The 18,113-nt window shown below is 66.8% G+C and carries 16 protein-coding genes and 1 pseudogene; 8 read left to right on the top strand and 9 right to left on the bottom strand.

Annotation, left to right across the window (positions count from 1 at the left end; translation table 11 throughout):
* The first annotated feature begins 19 nt into the window (after positions 1 to 19).
* Complete coding sequence (locus tag WFK98_RS08980) at positions 20 to 1,066, top strand: Gfo/Idh/MocA family protein (protein WP_266337668.1); 1,047 nt, start codon at positions 20 to 22, stop codon at positions 1,064 to 1,066.
* A 442-nt stretch (positions 1,067 to 1,508) separates the two neighbouring features.
* Complete coding sequence (locus tag WFK98_RS08985; RefSeq protein ID WP_336799984.1) at positions 1,509 to 3,329, top strand: ABC transporter ATP-binding protein; 1,821 nt, start codon at positions 1,509 to 1,511, stop codon at positions 3,327 to 3,329.
* 40 nt (positions 3,330 to 3,369) lie between these two features.
* Here the strand turns inward: WFK98_RS08985 and WFK98_RS08990 are convergent, their stop codons facing one another.
* The 4 genes from WFK98_RS08990 to WFK98_RS09005 all read right to left on the bottom strand — a co-directional run bounded on the left by WFK98_RS08990 (position 3,370) and on the right by WFK98_RS09005 (position 6,762).
* Entirely contained in the window at positions 3,370 to 3,822 is a 453-nt protein-coding gene (locus WFK98_RS08990) for a YbaN family protein (protein ID WP_442907392.1), read from the bottom strand.
* Between the two features lie 151 nt (positions 3,823 to 3,973).
* A complete protein-coding gene (locus WFK98_RS08995; protein WP_336799985.1) occupies positions 3,974 to 4,873 on the bottom strand; it encodes a ribokinase in 900 nt (299 codons plus the stop codon).
* Complete coding sequence (locus tag WFK98_RS09000) at positions 4,870 to 5,745, bottom strand: MurR/RpiR family transcriptional regulator (protein ID WP_266337671.1); 876 nt, start codon at positions 5,743 to 5,745, stop codon at positions 4,870 to 4,872. Before WFK98_RS09000 ends, WFK98_RS08995 begins: the two co-directional genes overlap by 4 nt.
* Positions 5,746 to 5,781: 36 nt before the next feature.
* A complete protein-coding gene (locus WFK98_RS09005) occupies positions 5,782 to 6,762 on the bottom strand; it encodes a TIM barrel protein (protein ID WP_266338180.1) in 981 nt (326 codons plus the stop codon).
* A 222-nt stretch (positions 6,763 to 6,984) separates the two neighbouring features.
* Between WFK98_RS09005 and yghX the strand changes: the two genes are divergently transcribed.
* On the top strand, positions 6,985 to 7,872 hold the full coding sequence (yghX, locus tag WFK98_RS09010; protein WP_336799986.1) for a YghX family hydrolase: 888 nt from the start codon (positions 6,985 to 6,987) through the stop codon (positions 7,870 to 7,872).
* 93 nt (positions 7,873 to 7,965) lie between these two features.
* Here yghX and WFK98_RS09015 read toward each other — a convergent pair.
* A pseudogene (locus tag WFK98_RS09015) lies at positions 7,966 to 8,961 on the bottom strand (aldo/keto reductase).
* A 56-nt stretch (positions 8,962 to 9,017) separates the two neighbouring features.
* Between WFK98_RS09015 and WFK98_RS09020 the strand changes: the two are divergent.
* Positions 9,018 to 9,413, top strand: a complete 396-nt coding sequence (locus WFK98_RS09020; RefSeq protein ID WP_266337674.1) for a MerR family transcriptional regulator — start codon at positions 9,018 to 9,020, stop codon at positions 9,411 to 9,413.
* On the opposite strand, the gene WFK98_RS09025 is transcribed toward WFK98_RS09020, so the two are convergent.
* Positions 9,401 to 10,432, bottom strand: coding sequence for an NAD-dependent epimerase/dehydratase family protein (locus tag WFK98_RS09025; RefSeq protein WP_336799987.1), 1,032 nt, complete (start codon positions 10,430 to 10,432; stop codon positions 9,401 to 9,403). The two genes, WFK98_RS09020 and WFK98_RS09025, sit on opposite strands and share 13 nt — an antisense overlap.
* 26 nt (positions 10,433 to 10,458) lie before the next feature.
* A complete protein-coding gene (locus WFK98_RS09030; RefSeq protein ID WP_336799988.1) occupies positions 10,459 to 11,040 on the bottom strand; it encodes a TetR/AcrR family transcriptional regulator in 582 nt (193 codons plus the stop codon).
* Positions 11,041 to 11,384: 344 nt separating this feature from the next.
* Between WFK98_RS09030 and WFK98_RS09035 the strand changes: the two genes are divergently transcribed.
* The 4 genes from WFK98_RS09035 (at position 11,385) to aspT (ending at position 16,136) form a co-directional block, all read left to right on the top strand.
* Entirely contained in the window at positions 11,385 to 11,864 is a 480-nt protein-coding gene (locus WFK98_RS09035; protein ID WP_266337677.1) for a VOC family protein, read from the top strand.
* A gap of 172 nt (positions 11,865 to 12,036) precedes the next feature.
* The gene (locus WFK98_RS09040) at positions 12,037 to 12,783 is read left to right on the top strand and encodes an SAM-dependent methyltransferase (RefSeq protein WP_336799989.1); all 747 of its coding nucleotides are present in this window, start codon (positions 12,037 to 12,039) and stop codon (positions 12,781 to 12,783) included.
* Positions 12,784 to 13,190: 407 nt separating this feature from the next.
* Positions 13,191 to 14,390, top strand: a complete 1,200-nt coding sequence (locus WFK98_RS09045; RefSeq protein ID WP_336799990.1) for a TCR/Tet family MFS transporter — start codon at positions 13,191 to 13,193, stop codon at positions 14,388 to 14,390.
* 78 nt (positions 14,391 to 14,468) lie between these two features.
* Positions 14,469 to 16,136, top strand: coding sequence for an aspartate-alanine antiporter (gene aspT, locus WFK98_RS09050; RefSeq protein WP_336799991.1), 1,668 nt, complete (start codon positions 14,469 to 14,471; stop codon positions 16,134 to 16,136).
* Positions 16,137 to 16,152: 16 nt separating this feature from the next.
* Here aspT and rsgA read toward each other — a convergent pair whose 3' ends face one another.
* Together rsgA and WFK98_RS09060 are read right to left on the bottom strand one after the other, a co-directional pair.
* Positions 16,153 to 17,124, bottom strand: a complete 972-nt coding sequence (gene rsgA, locus WFK98_RS09055) for a ribosome small subunit-dependent GTPase A (RefSeq protein WP_266338181.1) — start codon at positions 17,122 to 17,124, stop codon at positions 16,153 to 16,155.
* 228 nt (positions 17,125 to 17,352) lie between these two features.
* Positions 17,353 to 18,039 (bottom strand): GntR family transcriptional regulator, encoded by a 687-nt coding sequence (locus tag WFK98_RS09060; protein WP_336799992.1) that lies wholly within the window; start codon positions 18,037 to 18,039, stop codon positions 17,353 to 17,355.
* Between the last annotated feature and the right edge of the window lie 74 nt (positions 18,040 to 18,113).

Genomic DNA, 18,113 nt, shown 5'->3' on the forward strand with positions numbered 1-18,113 from the left:
TCACCCAAGAGCGATCATCATGGTCAAGATTCTCATCCTCGGAACCGGCAGCATGGCCGCCAACCATGCCGTGGCCTTCAAGGCCGCGCCGGGCGCCTCCGTCGTCGCCGCCGTCGAGACCGATGCCGAGCGCCGCGCCGCCTTCGGCAAGGAACACGGCATCACCAACCTGTTCGCCGATCTCGATGCGGCGATCGCCTGGGGCGAGTTCGACGCCGCCACCAACGTGACGCCGGACGCCGTCCACTACGCCACGACGATGAAGCTGCTCGCCGCCGGCAAGCATGTGTTCTGCGAGAAGCCGCTGGCGACCGACTACCCGCACGCCCTCGAAATGGCCGAGACGGCCGAGGCCAAGGGCGTCATCAACATGGTCAATCTGACCTACCGCAACTCGCCCGCGCTGCAGAAGGCGCGCGAGCTGGTCGCGGCCGGCAAGATCGGCAAGATCCGCCATGTCGAGGCCTCCTATCTGCAGAGCTGGCTGGTCGGCAAGCAGTGGGGCGACTGGCGCACCGAGTCGCGCTGGCTCTGGCGCCTGTCGGAAGAACACGGCTCCAAGGGCGTGCTGGGCGACATCGGCGTCCACATCGTCGACTTCGCCTCGTTCGGCGCCGATAGCGACGTCACCACCGTCGAAAGCCGCCTGAAGACCTTCCACAAGGCGGATGGCGACCAGATTGGCGAATACAAGCTCGACGCCAACGACTCGGCGATCATGATGACCGAATTCGCCAATGGCGCGATCGGCACCATCACGGCCACCCGTTTCGCCACCGGCCACGCCAACGACCTGACGCTGCTCCTGTTCGGCACCGAGGGCGCGCTCGAGGTGAAGACAGACGGCAAGGCTTCGTCGCTGAAGATCTGCACCGGCGCCGACATCGACACCCAGACCTGGAAGCCGGTCGAGTGCCCGCCGGTCGTCACGACCTACGAGCGCTTCGTCAAGGCCTGCAACTCGGGCGTCAACGGCGACCCGAGCTTCCGCCGGGCCGCCGAGATCCAGCGCATCCTGGACCTCTGCTTCGACCAGGACGTCGCTCGCGGCAAGAAGATCGGCTGATCGTCCCATCCGACTGGAAACGACCGAGATCGGCCCGGCTTTGCCCGGGCCGATCGCATTTTGGCGGCAATTTTCGCGCCCAATGCGCCCGTTTTGGTGTTGCGGCGCCGACACGCGATCCGCAAACCCTGCGCGGCGGACTTGTAATCCGGGACGTCGCAGCTATAAAAAGCGCCTCTTCAACTCCGAGCACGGGGGATTTGCATGGCATCGCTGCATATGATCGTCGCCCCGGTAAAGCCGGTTTCGGGTTTTCCCCGCAGCTAATTCGGACGTTCCGCGGGCCTTGCCCCGGTTCCTTTCCGCGGCTCTCTGAGAACCCGCCCCTTCGATACCAGACCGTTTAGCCGCGAGCCCGCGCACCGATTGCGTGTCGCTCGCAGTTCATTTTTCTCCTTTTTCGGGACCGGATCGGCGTCTTCGACGCGTCCGGATTGCCATCATGACTCGATTCAGATTTCCCCGCTTCCGCATCCGATGGCGGGCCAACGCCTTCTCCGACGTTCTGGGCTTCACCTTTGCGCACTGGCGCAAGCAGCCGCTGCTGATCGCCGGCCTCGCCGCGACCATGCTGACGGCGACGCTCGCCGACGTGCTGCTGCCGCTCTATGCCGGCCGCCTCGTCGACGCCATTGCCAGCGGATCGACCGACCGCGACGCGGCGCTTTCGGCGGCGCTTTCCGCTTTCGGCGCACTGATGGCGCTCGGCGTCGGCATGATGGCGCTGCGCCATTGCGGCTTCCTCGCCATCATCCGGCTGACGCTGAACATGATGACGGACATCGCGGGCGACGCGTTCCACCGCGTGCAGCGCTTCTCGACCAACTGGCATGCCAACGCGTTCGCCGGCTCGACCGTGCGCAAGATCACGCGCGGCATGTGGGCGCTCGATCTGCTGAACGATACGCTGCTGCTGGCGCTGCTGCCTTCGCTCGCCATGCTGGTCGGCACCACCATCCTGCTCGGCTCCTACTGGCCGGTGATGGGCCTCATCATCGCCGCCGGCTCGCTGCTCTACATCGGCATGACGGTGTCGCTATCGCTGTTCTACGTGGCACCAGCGGCAAGCCTCGCCAACCAGTGGGACACCAAGCTCGGCGGCGCGCTCGCCGACGCGGTCTCCTGCAACGCGGTCGTCAAGGCGTTCGGCGCCGAGGCGCGCGAGGATGCGCGCCTGTCTCGCGTCGTCGCCAAGTGGCGCTCGCGGACATCGCGCACCTGGATCCGCGGCACCAACAACGGCACCGCGCAGGGCATCCTGCTGGTGCTGCTGCGCGGCGCGATCATCGGCACCGTGCTGCTGCTCTGGTGGCATGGCCAGGCGACGCCGGGCGACGTCACCTTCGTGCTGACGGCCTTCTTCCTGCTGCAGGGCTATCTGCGCGATGTCGGCGTGCACATCCGCAACCTGCAGCGCTCGGTCAACGACATGGAGGAACTGGTCGCCCTGCACGCGCAGCCGCTCGGCATCGAGGACAGGCCCGACGCCCGGCCGATGACGGTCGGCGCCGGCGAGATCCGCTTCGAGGACGTCACCTTCCACTATGCCGGCCATGAAACGCCGCTCTACAAGGACTTCGACGTCACGATTCAAGCAGGCGAGAAGATCGGCCTGGTCGGCCATTCCGGCTCGGGCAAGACGACCTTCGTCAAGCTGATCCAGCGTCTCTACGACGTCACGGACGGCCGAATCATGATCGACGGGCAGGACATCGCCCATGTCACGCAGTCCTCGCTGCGCGGCGAGATCGCGATCGTCCAGCAGGAGCCGATCCTGTTCCATCGCTCGCTGGCCGACAACATCGCCTATGCCCGGCCCGGTGCCTCGATGGCCGAAATCATCGCGGCGGCGAAGCTCGCCAATGCACATGACTTCATCGAACGCCTGCCGCAGGGCTACGCCACGCTGGTCGGCGAACGCGGCGTCAAGCTCTCGGGCGGCGAACGCCAGCGCGTGGCGCTTGCCCGCGCCTTCCTGGCCGACGCGCCGATCCTGATCCTCGACGAGGCGACGTCGAGCCTCGATTCGGAATCGGAGGCGCTGATCCAGGAGGCGATGGAACGGCTGATGGAAGGCCGCACGGCGATCATCATCGCCCACCGCCTGTCAACGGTGCGCTCGCTCGACCGGCTGCTCGTCTTCGACCGCGGCACGATCGCGGAAGAAGGCACACATGAGGAACTCGTGCGCCTCGACAACGGCATCTATCGCAAGCTGTTCGAACGGCAGGCGATGGACCTCGCGCGAGGCCTCGCGGCCTGACGAAGCAGATGGGCCGGCAGCATGCCGGCCCATCCCAGCTCTAAGGGCTATCGACCGGCCGGGCGGCAGCCTGCTCCGGGCGCGTGACGATCCAGAGCGCGCAGGCCAGCATGCCGGCCGCCACCAGCAGGCCAAGCCACCAGGACGGCTGCGCGCCCCACCAGAAGCCGGCATAGCCGAGCGCGATGCCGCCGCAGGCCAGCCACTTCGCCTTGCGCGGGATTGCGCCATTCTCGCGCCAGGCGCGCAGGACGGGGCCGAATTTCGGATGGTTCAGCATCCAGGCCTCGAGCCGCGGCGACGATTTGCCGAAGCTCCATGCGGCCAGGATGAGGAAGACGGTCGTCGGCATGACGGGCAGCAGCGCGCCGATGATGCCAAGCGCCACGAAGAAGAAGCCGAGCACGATATATGCCGCCCGTCGGCCGGCATGCAGCACCGAACGGGGGCGCGCTCCTCGTTCCGGCGCCGAGTTGGGATTGTCCTGGTTCAATTCAGCTTTGCCCGGTGGCCTGTCCGCGCGTTCGCGCCGGCGCTTTCCCGGCGAATGGCATGCGTCGGCCTATCAGGCAAGATAGCCGGCGACGTTTGCACGCCCCAAGCGCCATCCTTGCAACGGAGGTGGGGCCGCAGCCCGCGCGTCCCTATCCGGCGGTAGCGGCTCCCGGCAGGGGGCGGCTCACCAGCTCCGCCGCAGCACGGTTGGCCTTGTCGAGCGCTACCGCCAGAAGATCGTCGCCAGCAAGGCTCGCCGCGAGCATGCCGATGAACGCATCGCCGGCGCCATGCGTGCTGACCAGCTTGACCTTGATCGCCGCGATGGCGATTTCCTCGCCCGAAGCCGTGACGCAGGCGACGCCCTCCCCGCCGGCGGTCACGACGGCGACTGGATAACTTCGCGAAAGGATCCTCGCCGCAGCCAGCGCACCTTGGAGGCTCTCGACGACCGGCACACCGGCGAGCAATTCCGCCTCGATCGCGTTGACGACGATGATGTCGACGGCCGCCGCGAGCGCCGGTGACGGTATGCGTCCGGGCGCCGCGTTCAGGATCACCCGGGCGCCCGCCCGCTTCGCCGCCTGGGCGGCGGCGACATTGGCGGCATCTGGCACCTCGTTCTGCAGCACGAGGACGGCTGCTGCGGCAAAGGCATCCTGCGCCGCCGCAACGTCCCGCTCCGACAGCATCAGGTTGGAGCCGGAAACAATCACCGCGCCATAGTCGCCCTCGCCGTCAAAAATAGCGACGCTCATGCCGCTCGATCCGCCGGAGATGACACGGACGAAGCGACGATCCACGCCCTGATCGTCAAGGTTCTGCAGTAGCGTCCGGCCGAAGTCGTCGGCCGCGACGGCGCCGACCATGACGCAGCGCGCGCCCGCCTCCACCACCGCGACGGCCTGGTTTCCGCCCTTGCCGCCGCATTTCGGCTGCCAGGACTGGCCGGCGATCGTCTCGCCCTTGCGCGGGCGCGCCGGGCCGCGGACGATGATGTCATAGTGCAGGCTGCCGAAGACGACGACCGCGGGCGCGCTCTGGTTCATGGAGTTCGGTCTTTCCGATTGGCGGCGACGGCCGACATGGTCTTTTCGAGATTCCGCTCGGCCCGCTGGTAATCCCGCTGCGCGACGGCGACGAAGACGGCGTCGAGGATGTTGAGCTGCGCAATGCGGGCGGCGGCGTTCTCGCCCATCAACGGCGAGCCGAGCGCGGTAGAGCACAGCACGATTTCGGCCTGGCGGGCGAGCGGCGAGCGGTCGTAGTTGGTGATGGCGAGCGTGCGGGCGCCGTTCCGCCGCGCCAGTTGCAGCGCCTCGATCACCGCGGCCGTGTTGCCGGAATGCGAGAAGCCAATCGCGATGTCGCGCTCGCCGAGCAGCGCCGCCGACATCAGCATCATGTGCGCGTCGTCATGGACGCTGGCGCGCAGGCCGATGCGGAGGAACTTGTGGGCGACGTCGCGCGCGATCTGCGCCGACCCGCCGACGCCATAGAAATCCCTCTGGCGGGCGCCGTAGATCGCTTCGACGGCGCGATCGAACGCGTCGAGATCGAGGATCGCCAGCGTCTCCTCCAGTGCACGGATCGAGGTGCGGAACACCTTCTGGACGATCTCGCGCGACGTATCTTCCGGCGACACTTCCTGGTGCATGGCGGCGGCCGGCAGGCGGTTATATTGCGAGAGCGCCGAACGGAGGCCGCGATAGCCGTCGAAGCCAAGCTTCTTGGCAATCTTGACCACCATGGCCTCGGAAACGCCGGTCGAGTCGGCGATCGCCTTCAGCGCCGTATCCGGCCCGAAATCGCGCATGGCGAGGACGGATTCCACGACATGCGCCTCGCGGGGCGTCAGCGACGGCAACATCATGCGGATGCGCGGGCCGACAGAATTCGGGTTTGCGTCGTCGAGGGTCATCCGCGTTCTTTCTGAGCCCGCCACAAGACGTCGCGATCAGTTCGCCGGCGCCAGCATCGCCTCCTGCACGATGGCGTTCGACGCGACGGCGTCCTGGCGATCGATCGCCTCGCCGAGGCGGTTGTCGCGTTCCAGCCGGTCGACGACCTCCAGCATGCGGCGCACGGTGCGGATGTTCACCTCGCATTCGCGCACCGGGTCCAGCCCGGTCATGTCAGGGAACGTGTCGAAATAGATCGCGCCATCATAGCCGTCGCGCCGGATCTGGCGCAGCAGTTCGATCGTCTGCACCGAATGGACCGCGCCGACCATCAGCCCGTCATCGCGCTTGGCATAGCCGTCATTCAGATGCACACCGAGCAGGCGGCTGTGGCGGGCAATCAGCGCCGCCGCGAAGGCGGGCTGCTCGTCGGCATAGAGCACATGCGCGAAATCGAGCGTCACGCCCAGATTGGGCGCTCCGGCCTCCCGGATCGCCAGCAGCGTCGTCGCGCAATCCGGCATCAGGCTGTAGGCGCGCGGCTCGTTCGGCTTGTATTCGATGCTGATGAGACAGTCCGGATCATGCGCACATACTTCACGAATCCCATAGATTTCGTGATCCCAGAGCCGGTCATAGTCGGCCTGGAACGCATAGTCGAAACCGTCCTGGCCCAGCCAGATGGTCATCAGGTTCGATCCGGCCGCGCGCGCCGCGTCGATGCCTCGCCTGGTGAGATCGATTGCCTCACGGCGCACTGCGGCATCCGGATTGGTGAATGCGCCCAGCTTGAACGCCGGATTGGTGTAGTAGCGCATGGCGAAGCCATTGATCGCCAGCCCCATATCGCCAAGCTTGCTCGCCAGTTCACGCGGATCCTCGCCGACATGATCGGGATAGTTCAGGTCGAGATCCGTGAGCCCGTCCACCCGGGCCGCCCTTGCCGCCATCTGCAGCACGCTCGGCTTCCCCTTCTGGTCCGGCCATTCCGCCTCGGCGCGCGAGGCAAAGGAGTTCAGGCGAGTGGCGAAGCGCAAGCTGTTCACGGCGAAACCCTGCATGACGAGGCGAGTGAAGGAAGTTCACATATTAGTCAATATTTGTAAAGTTTCGGCTCGATCGTGAGGCGGTTGGACAGGGCGCCGGTGCACCGCGATCATGCCGCTGCCTGCAATCAGGGCTGGTCTGCCGGCACTCGGCCGCTATCATCCCGGCCTCCACCACGACGGCACCCCTGCCCCTTACCCCACGAGGCACCGATGACCCGACTGACCGCCAAGGACTTCCATCCCGAGCTGCTGGAGCTCTACGATTTCTACGCGCATGGGAGGATCACCAAGCGGGAATTCCTCGACAGGGCCGCGAAATTCGCGATCGGCGGCGTCACCGCCGCCTCGATCCTGGCCACGATGAGCCCCAACTACGCCTTGGCCGAGCAGGTCTCGTTCACCGATCCCGACATCGTCGCGGAATACATCACCTACCCCTCGCCCAACGGTCATGGCGAGGTGCGCGGCTACCTCGTCCGGCCGGCCAAGGCCGAGGGCAAGCTGCCGGCGGTCGTCGTCGTGCACGAGAATCGCGGCCTCAACCCCTATATCGAGGATGTGGCGCGCCGCGTCGCCAAGGCCGGCTTCATCGCGCTCGCACCGGACGGCCTCACCTCGAAGGGCGGCTATCCCGGCAATGACGAGAAGGGTCGCGAACTGCAGCAGCAGGTCGACCCCAAGAAGCTGATGAACGACTTCTTCGCGGCAATCGAATTCCTGATGAAGGACGAGCGCACCACCGGCAAGGTCGGCATCACCGGCTTCTGCTATGGCGGCGGCGTCGCCAATGCCGCCGCGGTCGCCTATCCCGAGCTTGGCGCCGCCGTGCCATTCTATGGCCGCCAGGCGAAGGCCGAGGACGTGCCTCGCATCAAGGCGCCGATCCTGCTCCACTATGGCGAGCTGGATACACGGGTGAACGAAGGCTGGCCGGCCTATGAGGCGGCGTTGAAGGCCAACGGCAAGACCTACGAGGCCTATATCTACCCCGGCGCCAATCACGGCTTCCACAACGACTCGACGCCGCGCTACGACGAAGCTGCCGCCGACCTCGCCTGGCGGCGGACGATCGACTGGTTCAAGAAGTACCTGGCCTGACGATCCGGCAGTTTCGCGCCGGCCGATGCCGACACGGCACGGCGCCCCATCCGGCGCCGGGCCTTCTTTGTTGCTGACGTCGGTGCAGGCGTCCTAGACGGCGACGCCCTGCACCGCCGCGGCCAGCGGCTCGAGCGCCGCCATCTCGGCCGCGCTCAGGCGGATCGACGCGGCGGCGAGGTTCTGTTCGAGCCGGCTGCGCTTGCGCGTTCCCGGGATCGGCACCGTCCTTGCCTCAAGGCTGTCGGCACGGGTGTAGAGCCAGGCCAGCGCCAGTTGCGCCGCCGTCACGCCCCTTGCTGCCGCGATCCGCTAGATCTTCATGACCAGTTGCATGTTCGCGTCCCGGTTCTCGCCGGCGAAGCGCGGGAAGGACTGCCGCGCATCACCTGCCGTCAGGACGCTCGCAAAGGCCTGCCCGGTCAGCATGCCGCGGCCGAGCGGCGAATAGGGCACGACCGTCACGCCCAGTTCGGCCGCGGCGGGCACCACGCCCGCCTCGATGCCGCGCGTGAAGATCGACCATTCCGACTGCAGCGCCGCGATCGGATGGATCGAGGCCGCCTCGCGCAGCTCGGTCTCGGAAACCGAGCAGAGGCCGAGCCAGCGCACCTTGCCGGCCGCGACGAGATCGGCCATCGCGCCGATCGAGTCCGCCAGCGGCACGGCCTCGTTCCGGCGATGCATATAGTAGAGATCGATGACCTCGACGCCGAGGCGCCTCAGCGAGCGCTCTACGGCCGCGCGGATGTATTCCGGCCGGTTGTCGAGGCTCCAGTCGTCCGGATTTTCGGGCGTGCGGCTGTAGCCGAACTTGGTGGCGATCAGCGCCTCGCCGCGATGGGCGCGGAAGAAGGGCGCGAGGAATTCCTCATTGGCGCCCACGCCATACATGTCGGCGGTGTCGAACAGCGTCACGCCCCGTTCGATCGCCAGCTCTAGCGTCGCACGGGACTCAACCTCGTCGGTCGCGCCATAGAACTCGCTCATGCCCATGCAGCCGAGCCCCTGGGTTCCGATCCACGGACCCTTCGGGCCGAGTTGCACCTGGGGCAGCGTTTCGATCTTGCTTGTCATCGGGGACTCCATTTTCTGACAAGCCAGACCTATAAGTATAGACCATACTCCATGGTCAAGGGTCTAAAATGCTGATCTCCGAATTTGCGCGCGCCTGCGGGCTGCCGCTCGACACCATCCGCTTCTACATCTCCAAGGGGCTGCTGAAACCCGAGCGGAGCCTCAAGGGCGGCTCGAACCCCTATCAGATCTTTCGCGAGGAGGACGTCACCGCCGCCCGGATGATCCGCCTGCAGCAGACGCTCGGCTATTCGCTCGGCGAGATCCAGGCGCTGAACGACGAGTACCGCGCGGGCGAAGGCTCGTCCGAACGGACGATCGAGATCCTCGAATCGCAGATCCAGCGGCTCGAGACCCGCAAGGCCGCAATGGACACGGCGCTTTCCTTCCTGCGCGGCAAGGTCGAATGGGTGAAGGCGGGCAAGCCCGCCGACGCCCCGCGACTCGAAGACTACCAGTGCTGAGCCGAGCGCAGCTCCGCCAGCCCCTCCTCCCGCGACATGACCGGCGCATAGCCGAGTTCCCGCCGCGCCTTGCCGATATCCAGCGTGATCTCGACCGCCGATGTGGCATAGGCCTGCAGCGTCAGCGGCGGCTTGATCCTGCCGCCGGATAGGGTGGCCGCGACATCGCCGAGCGAGGCGACGACGCGCAGCAGGCGGCGGGGAACCGTCTTGCCGGTCGGCACGATTCCCTGCGTTTCGAGCAAGCGCGACACGAACGCGCGAAATGCGACCGGCTCGCCGTCGGAGACGAAATAGACTTCGCCGGCCCGCCCCTTGCGCAGGGCGAGTTCGACAGCGACGGAAAGATTGGCGATGTGGGTGGTCGAGGTGAGATAGCCGCCACCATCGATCCAGGCGAACTTGCCCGAACGGGCCGCGGCGCAGAGCTGCGGCAGCGCCGTCGTGTCGTCGCGGCCCCAGACCAGGCGCGGGCGCAGCACGACCACCTCGAAGCCGGGACCGCCGGCCGCGAGCGCCATGCGTTCTGCCGCCGCCTTGCTGCGCGAATAATTGCCGGCGGGCCTGCGCGGCAATGGCGCGGTCTCATCGACATGCACAAGCGGCCGCCCGTCGGCGAGGACGGATTCGGTGCTGATCAGGATTCCTCGGCGAAGGCCGGCGGCGCGCGCGGCCTCGAACACGACCCGTGTCCCCTCCTGGTTGACGCGGGTCTGCTCGCCGCTGCCCGGACCATGATCGGTATCGGCGGCCGCGTGGATGAGAACGTCGCACCCGGCCATCCCGGCGCCGATGTCCGGGTTCAGCAGATCGCCAAGCCACGGCTTGGCGCCGAGGGCGCGGACGCGCTCGGCCGATCCGGCGCTGCGAACCAGCGCGACGACCTCGACATCGCGCCGGGAAAAATAACGAATGAGATTGCGCCCGACATAGCCGCTTCCACCGGTCAGGAAGATCCGCCGAAGCAGGGCGAGTTTCTCCGTTGCCCCGTCGAGTGGGGCAGCCGTCAGCATGGTCATGATGTCAAACCTTGGAAGAATGGGTCTCAGAGAGACGTGTCGGGGAGATCGGCCTCTTCCGGCACGGCGGTGACGAGCCAGTTGATTTCCCGGAGGATCCGGTCGCGCTCGTCGCGGGCGAAGTGGTGGAGGTCCAGATATTCGAGGAATTTGAGCCCCTCGAGGGCCAGATAGGCTAGCAGCGCGCCCCGCTCGGACGGGGACGTCTGCCGGATCCTGGCGATGGTTTCGGCCTGGTTGGTCCGCATCTTCGAGCGCAGCGCATCGTCGAGCGTCAGGGCAGCGCTCAGATTGAGCGCCACGGCCCGGAACGCCTCGGGCGGCGGTTCCGCTGCGGCGACGATGCGTCCCCGGATCGCCGGGCCAGGCCCCTCCGGAAGGCCCGCCTCTATGCCCGCATGATGCTCGTTGTCGCGCTCGAAGGCACGATCGACGACAGCCTCGATCAGGGCCTGCTTGGATTTGTAGTCATAGATCACGCTGGCCTTGCTGATCCCTGCCTCGGCCGCGACGGCGTCCAGCGTGAGGTTCACGGCGCCGCTGCGCCCCACCACCCGCTCGGCGGCGTCGAGAATAGCCTGCTGATCGATCACGCGCTTCCGGGCCATCTGTTTGGTCCAATTAATTACCGACTGGATGGTTATTAATTGGACAAGGCGCCTGTGTCAATTCTCCGCCAATGCTATTGCCGGCTCCCGAGAACCGGCAAAGGCCCGACGGCAGCCGTTCCGGTGGAACGGAGCCCGGATCGTGCGCATTCTCGTTCTAGTTCCAAAGTTGAGACGACAACGGAGAGCGAAGCGGTCACCACCCGCATGACCCGGCAGCGGGGCGCCTCAGTCCGAAGCAATCGGAAAAATCGACATCGAGCGAACGCCCCATGTCGAAATCGCGTGTCTACATTCGTCGTTTGAGCAGCCCGGCGCGATCGGGTCGACATCAAGGACAAGCAATGGCTATTGCGAAGAACACGATCTGCGTCTGGTACGACAAGGACGCCGAGGAAGCCGCCCGCTTTTACGCCAAGACCTTTCCAGATAGCGCGGTCCATGCCGTGCACAGGGCGCCCAGCGACTATCCCTCCGGCAAGGCGGGCGACGTGCTGACCGTCGATTTCACCGTCGCCGGCATTCCCTGCATGGGCCTGAACGGCGGCGACATGTTCAAGCACAGCGAGGCCTTCTCGTTCCAGATCGCGACCGACGACCAGGCAGAGACCGATCGCTACTGGAACGCCATCGTAGGCAATGGCGGCCAGGAAAGCGCCTGCGGCTGGTGCAAGGATAAGTGGGGCATCTCCTGGCAGATCACGCCCCGTGCGCTGACCGATGCGATGGCGGCTGGTGGCGCCGAGGCGAAGCGCGCCTTCGAGGCGATGATGGAAATGGGCAAGATCGACATCGCCAGGATCGAGGCGGCCCGGCGGGGCTGAGTCGACGTCCCGTCCGCCCCGGACAGGGCCGAAGTGAGGCGCACATCCCATACAGCCGCCACTCCGGCCGAATTCGCGCGGGATGCGGCGGGAGGGTGACATCGGAACACAATCTCCGCGTGTTATGGCTCGACTACCGATTCCGTTGACGCGAGAGGCATTTTTTTTCCAAGTGGACATCCCCCGGATCTTCAACATCAGCGAAAGCGCCCATCGCATCCACAACCCGTTCACGCCCGACAAGCTCGCGACGCTCGGGGCGGCGCTGCGCCTCGAACCAGAGACGCGCATCCTCGACCTCGGCAGCGGATCAGGCGAGATGCTCTGCACCTGGGCCCGCGACTACGGGGTCTGCGGCACGGGTATCGACATGAGCCCGCTGTTCACCGAGCAGGCCAGACAGCGGGCTGACGAACTCGGAGTCGCGGATCGGGTCGCGTTCATCCACGGCGATGCCGCCGGCTACGTCTCCGAAGGCGAGGTCGATATCGCCGCCTGCCTCGGCGCCACATGGATCGGCGGTGGTGTCGCCGGCACCACCGCTCTCCTCGCGAAGAGCCTCCGTCCGGGAGGGCTGATCCTCATCGGCGAACCGTACTGGCTGCGCCTGCCGCCGACCGAGGACATCGCCAGGGGATGCCTCGCCGGTTCGATTTCCGATTTTCTCCTGCTGCCGGAACGGCTCGCGTCATTCCGCGAGCTCGGCTTCGACGTGGTGGAAATGGTTCTGGCGAACCAGGACAGCTGGGACCGATATGAAGCGGCGAAATGGCTGACGATGCGCCGTTGGCTCGACGCGAACCCCCACGACGAGTTCGCTGCCGTCGTCCGGGGCCAACTCACTACGGAACCGGAACGTTACGCCACCTTCACACGCGAATATCTCGGCTGGGGCGTATTTGCCCTTATGAGGCACTAGGTCTCTAGAGCGCTTTCGAGTGATGTGGATACCGGTTCGCGTGAAGGAAACGTGACAAAGCAAAAGGCTAGATCGTTTCGGCGTTTCCGTGAAACGCTGAAATGATCTTGGTTTTGGCCCCTCCTGACGGGCGCTTTTCCTGCCGCGGCCATGGGGGCTTGTCGCCGCTCGCCTTTCGGCGTAGACGCGTTGCGCCGCGAAAAGCGACCGCTTCCCTTGATCCGCCCGATGGCGGAGCAAACAGGTGGACGAATGAACGTCCAGGCGGTCAAGCACACGCCGACCATGATGTCTGCCGCATGGTCCGGCCAGCGTCTCCCAGACCCGTAACGCCTGATCGTCAGGCCTCATCGCAAGCCATCGGCGCCGCGCGCGGCGCAGCCGGCCTGCGCGCAACGGAACGCGCCATGACCCGTCCCCTGCTCGTCATCTTCACCGCCATCGTCCTCGATGCCGTCGGCATCGGCCTCATCTTCCCGATCCTGCCTTCGCTGCTCCAGGAGGTCACGCACGCCGACAATGTCGCGCCGCTGATCGGCATCATGACCGCGCTCTACGCGGTGATGCAGTTCGTGTTCGCGCCCGTGCTCGGCTCGCTGAGCGACCGGCTCGGCCGGCGGCCCGTGCTGCTGATCTCGCTAGCCGGCGCCGCCATCAACTACCTGTTCCTCGCCTTCGCGCCCAATCTCTGGATGCTGCTGCTCGGGCGCGCCATCGCTGGCCTCACCAGCGCCAACATCTCGGTCGCCACCGCCTACATCACCGACATCACGCCCGAGGACCAGCGTGCCCGCCGTTTCGGCCTGTTCAATGCCATGTTCGGCATCGGCTTCATCGTCGGGCCGGTCCTTGGCGGCGCGCTGGGCGACAGCTGGGTGCGCCTTCCCTTCCTCGCCGCCGCCGCGCTCAACGCCTGCAACCTCCTGCTCGCCTTTCTCGTCCTGCCGGAGTCGCACACGCCGACCCGCGAGAAGATCGACTTCGGCGCGCTCAATCCGTTTGCGCCGCTGCGCTGGGTGTTCTCGGTGAAGAGCCTGCTGCCGATCATCCTCGTCTTCTTCATCTTCAGCGCCACCGGCGAGGCCTATGGCACCTGCTGGGCACTCTGGGGCAAGGAGGCGTTCCAATGGAACGGACTCTGGATCGGCCTGTCACTCGGCGCCTTCGGCATCTGCCAGAGCCTCGTGCAGGCCTTCCTGCCGGGTCCGGCCGTGAAGCTTCTCGGCGAGCGCGGGGCGGTGCTGGCCGGCATAGCCGGCGTCTCGATCGCGCTTGTCGTCATCTCGTTTGCCAACGAGGGCTGGATCGTCTTCGCGATCATGCCGCTCTTCGCGCTCGGCGGCATCGGCGCGCCGGCGCTGCAATCGATGGCGACGCGTCAGGTCGACAAGGACCGGCAGGGCCAGTTCCAGGGCGTGCTGATGTCCGCGGTCAGCCTCGCCTCGATCGTCGCACCGCTCGGATTCTCGACCGTCTACCTGCTGGTGCGGGCGCAATGGCCCGGCGCGGTCTGGCTGTCGGTCGTCGCCGTCTACGCCGTCGCCGTGCCGCTCGTCCTCGGCTTGCGCACGACGAAACCGGGTTTCGGGGCTGCTTCGGCCGACTGAGCCCGCGCAGGGCCCTTGCAAGAGGGCTCCGAGCGGAGAATAGTCGGGCAGGATCGCCATACAGCACCGGAATTGGTCGTGTCGTTCATCACACAACCGGTTGTCGCGCTATTCCTATGCCTTGCTCTCGGCTACCTGATCGGAAAGATCCGGCTCGGACCCATCCAGATCGGCGGCGTCTGCGGGACGCTGTTCGTCGCCCTGGCGCTGGGACAACTGGGCGTCACCATCTCACCGGACCTGAAGAACACCGCCTTCGCGCTCTTCATCTTTGCGCTCGGCTTCACCGCCGGTCCGCAGTTCTTCAACAGCCTTCGCGGCGGCTGGCGATACGGCATCCTCTCCTTCGTCGAGGTCGGGACCGTCATCGTTCTGCTTGCCGCCGCTATTCTCCTGTTCGGCCTCGACCACGGCACGGCATCGGGACTCTTCGCCGGCTCGGCGACGGAATCGGCCGTGCTCGGCACCGCCTCGGATGCGATCGCCCGCCTCGCCCTGCCGGCGGCGGAAATCGAACGCCTTCAGGCCAACATGGCCACGGCCTATAGCGTCACCTACCTGTTCGGCCTCGTCGCCATCGTCGTATTCACCACCCAGATCGGCCCACTATTGCTCCGGATCGACCTGCGCCAGGCCTCGGCCGAACTGGCCCGGGAGCTCGGCGCCGAGGATGACGACGCCGAGGACAACGGGACGCTGGAGATCGTCTCGCGCGCCTTCCGCGCCGGAGCGATCGCGGGCGGCACGGTCGGCGACTTCGAGAACAGCATCAACGGTGTCGTCACCATCACCCAGGTCGGCCGGGAGGGCGATTTCACCAAGGCGACGGTCGATCGGGCGCTGGAGCCCGACAATGTCGTCGTGATCGTCGGACGCCGGCGCGCCGTCATCGCCATTCGGGAGCGGCTGGGCGAGGAGGTCGCGCTGCCGGCACAGGACAACGCCCCGATGATCGAGCGCGAGGTTGTGCTGACCCGCCGCGAACTGATCGGGCTGCGCATCCGCGACCTCCGCCGGCTGGCCAGCGCCGAACAGCGCCGCGGCGTATTCATCCCGAACATCCGCAGGCTGGGCCAGTCCGTGCCCGCCCTGCCCGGCACCGAGTTGCAGCAGGGCGATATCCTGACGCTCTACGGCACCGACGAGGCCATCCAGCGCGCCGCGCCCGAGCTTGGCCACCTCTTGCCGGCGCGCTCGGTGACAGATTTCGTCACGCTCGGGCTCGGCATTGTCGCCGGCCTTCTGCTCGGCGAATTGAGCCTTCGCCTCGGCCCGCTCAACCTGACGCTCGGCACGGGCGGCGGCGCGCTCGTCGCGGGCCTCGTCCTCGGCTGGCTCCACATGCACCGGCCGCAATATGGCGCCATCCCGGCCGACACCGCCCAGTTCATGAAGGATTTCGGCCTCGCGACCTTCATCGCCGCCGTTGGCCTTTCCGTCGGGCCGGATGCCTTCGCGCTGCTGAGGGAATATGGCGTGGTGCTGCCGGTGCTTGCGATCCTGGTCTCGGCCCTACCGGCGCTGATCTCGCTCTATATCGGCCATTACCTGCTGCGGATCGAGGGGCCGATCCTGCTCGGTGCCATCGCCGGCCAGCATTGCAGCACGCCCTCGATCAGCGCGCTGGTGTCGCTGGCGGGCAATTCGACGCCGGTGATCGGCTATACCGTGACCTACGCGATCTCCAACGTCCTGCTGCCGCTGATGGGCCCGGTCGTCGTCGGCATGGTCGGGATGCTGCGCTGAGGCCGCCGCCGACGCGTCAGCGGCGCTTGTTGCCCTTCGGGCCCCGGAGCACCGGCGTCTTGGCGCGGTTCTCGTCCTGCAGCTTGCGCCAGCGGTCGAGACGGTCGGGGTCGAGATCGCCGGCCTGAATCGCCGCCTGCACGGCGCAGCCCGGTTCATGCTCATGCGTGCAGTCGCGAAAGCGGCAGTTCGGAGCCAATTCGGTGATCTCGGCGAAGAGCTGGTCGATTCCCTCCGCCGCGTCGCTCACATGCAGCGTCCGCATCCCCGGCGTATCGATCACCCAGCCGCCGCCGGCGATCCGGTGCAGCGAGCGCGAGGTGGTGGTGTGGCGCCCCTTGGCGTCGCTCTCGCGGATGCCTCCCGTCAGCTGCGGCGCATCCTGGTCGGGACCCGCCAGCGTGTTTAGCAGCGTCGACTTGCCGACGCCGGACGAGCCGATCAGCGCCACCGTCTGCCCTGCCCCGCACCAGCGCGCCAGCGTTGCCGCGGCCTCGGCGCTGCGGCCATCCAGCGTGACGCATTCGAGCCCGCGCTGCAGGCTCGCCACCTGGCTCGCATAGGCCTCGGCGTCCTCGGCCTTGTCGGCCTTGGTGAGCAGGATCACCGGATGCGTGCTGGCCTGGTTGGCGAGCGCCAGGTAGCGCTCCAGCCGCGCGACGTTGAAATCGGCATTGCAGGAGGTGACGATGAACAGCGTGTCGACATTGGCGGCCGTCAGCTGCGGAGTCGTCCCGCCCTCGACCCGCCGCTGCAGCAGGGTCCGCCGCTCGAGCCGACGATGGAGGAGGTCGGACCCGGGCTCGACCAGCACCCAGTCGCCCACCGCATATTCGCCGGTGTTGGTGTGCGGCGGCAGGACGAGACGGACAGGACCGTCGACGGAGATGGCGCTCATCCGCGCCCGGTGGACCGTCGCGATCCGCATCGGGACCAGACCGGCGTCGTCCGCTTCGATCTGCCCGGCGAAGAAATCCGACCAGCCCATGCCGGCGAGCGCGACCGGTTCGAACGCGGTCCCGCTCAAGATCCGGCCAAGCGGTAGGAGATCGCGATCATGGAAGCATCCCGGATAACAGAGGGGTAACGCCAGGCTAACGGAAATCGCGCTCGCGGCACGATATTTCGGCGCGACGCGGGATCTATAGAGCCCCGCCGCCGCCCGAGGCAAGCGGATCGACCAGTGCCTCGCCGACCCCAGTCCTCTCCCCGGCGATCAGGGCGTCCCAGACGATCGCGCCGCGAAATAGGCCTTCATCGCCTCGCTCGCCCGACGATGATGGCGGGCCAGCGCATCGATGGCGGTCGCCTCGTCGCGAACGCGGCAGGCAGCCAAGATCTCTCGATGCTCGTCCTGCCCCATGTCGCCTCCGACGGCGGCGAGGTGGAAGCGCAGGTGGCGGTCGGCCGAGGCAAGATGCTGTTCGGTCAGCGCGATCAGGCGGGGCAGGCCGGCCTGGGCGTAGAGCGTCATGTGGAAGCGGCGATTGAGCTCGCCCATGCGGCCGGGATCCTGCTCCTGGTCGATTTCGGCCAGCAGATCCTCGGCGATCTCGAAATCCTCTTCCGTCAGGTTCGGGATCGACAGGCGGAGCGCCTGGGGTTCGAGCGCGGCGCGGATGGCATAATTGTCCATCGCATCGAGCAGGGTGATCTGCACGACGACGGCGCCGCGATGCGGCTCGAAATCGACGAGCGCCTGCGCCTCCAGCTGGCGCAGCGCCTCGCGAATCGGCATCCGGCTGACCTTGAAGCTCGCCGCCAGCTCTTCCTGCCGCAACGGCGTCCCCGGCGCGATCGCACCCGAGAGAATGGCGCCGCGCAGCGTCGCCTCGACATATTCCGTCGCGGTCCGGTAACGCGGACCGGATGACTGGATCAGTTCCGACAGTCCCGCCGACATGGCATGCCTCCCCCGCGGTCCGCTTTCGCGACAGCCAAGCTCGCTCCACCCTTGCCTGTCGATTGGATCCAATC

The organism is Kaistia sp. MMO-174 (genome assembly GCF_037147815.1).
In the GTDB taxonomy this organism is placed as follows: Bacteria; Pseudomonadota; Alphaproteobacteria; order Rhizobiales; family Kaistiaceae; genus Kaistia; species Kaistia nematophila.